The following is a 1,133-nucleotide window of genomic DNA, read 5'->3' as shown; positions in this document are numbered from 1 at the left end:
ATGGGAAAACCAGACATCTGGAGAGAGTCCCGAAAAATTTGTGTAAAAGAGAAGAAAAGACATCCATCGGGATGGAAGATAAAATTCTGGGGCTGTACGCCTGCGGAATGAGCCAGCAGGACATCTCGGAGCAGATTAAGAGTTTGTACGATGTAGACATCTCGCCGGAGCTGGTGAGTAAGAGCAGCGAGAAGATCATGCCAGAGGTCACGGCGTGGCAGAACCGGCCGCTGGAGCCGGTGTATCCGTTCGTATTTCTGGATGCCATACCAAACCAAGGTGGCGTATGTGGTTTTGGGCATCATCATGGACGGCACAAAGGACATCCCGGGCGTCTGGATCGGAGATCACGAGAGCAGCAAATTCTGGCTGAATGTGTTGAACGACCTTAAAAGCAGAGGAGTTTTGAATGTTCATCTGTTCTGTGTGGACGGTCTAAGAGGCTTCGTGGAAGCCATTGGGGCTGCTTATCCCCACAGCTAGGTGCAGCGGTGCATCGTCCATCAGATCCGCTCCTTCACCCGCTTTGTCAGTTATAAGGACATCAAGCCACTGATGGCGGATCTGAAGAAGGTTTACACCGCTGTCACCGAGAATGAGGCTCTGGAAAATCCCATGGCATTCAAAGAAAAGCGGGGGAAGCAGTACCCCTCCTGCGTCAAAAGCTGGAAGGAAAACTGGAATATTCTGAGTATCTTTTTCGCATATCCCACCGAGATTCGGAAAATCATATACACGACGAATATTATTGAGAGCCTGAACCGTCCGTTTCGCCAGATCACAAAAAACAAGCCCAGCTTCACCAACGACAATTCCCTGCGTAAGATGCTCTACCTGGCCAGCAGGAAAATTGTCGAGCACCGGACTGCCAGATGTCGAAATTGGGACATGGTTTTACCCCAGCTCCAGCTCATGTTCCAGGACCGCCAGTCCGCCTGAACCCGACTTCCCCTTAAGTGCTTCCAGGCAGGGAGGCGGCATTCACGCTGTGCGCGCATACCGTCTCCCTGCCTGGAATACAGGTGGGTAAGCCGAGTTAAGCCAGCTTGTGTCCAGCCTGGGAAATCTTCTGATTTGCTCCCATTCCCTTGACTACAGCTTGTCTCCTTTTACACAAAATTTTCTACAGGGCC

General features: G+C 51.3%; 1 protein-coding gene and 1 pseudogene. Both read left to right on the top strand.

All coding sequences use genetic code 11. From position 1 onward, the window contains the following. Window positions 1–392, top strand: a 392-nt coding sequence (locus tag JX325_RS18525) for a transposase (RefSeq protein ID WP_204792203.1), incomplete at its 5' end; no start/stop codon positions are given. Continuing rightward, window positions 307–939: pseudogene (locus JX325_RS18365) on the top strand (IS256 family transposase). The gene JX325_RS18525 and the pseudogene JX325_RS18365, both read left to right, overlap by 86 nt. Window positions 940–1,133: the final 194 nt, after the last annotated feature.

The organism is Oscillibacter sp. CU971 (genome assembly GCF_905219725.1).
In the GTDB taxonomy this organism is placed as follows: Bacteria; Bacillota; Clostridia; order Oscillospirales; family Oscillospiraceae; genus Oscillibacter.
Note: the sequence above shows the minus strand (reverse complement) of the source record. Positions and strands in the feature narration are given on the sequence as shown.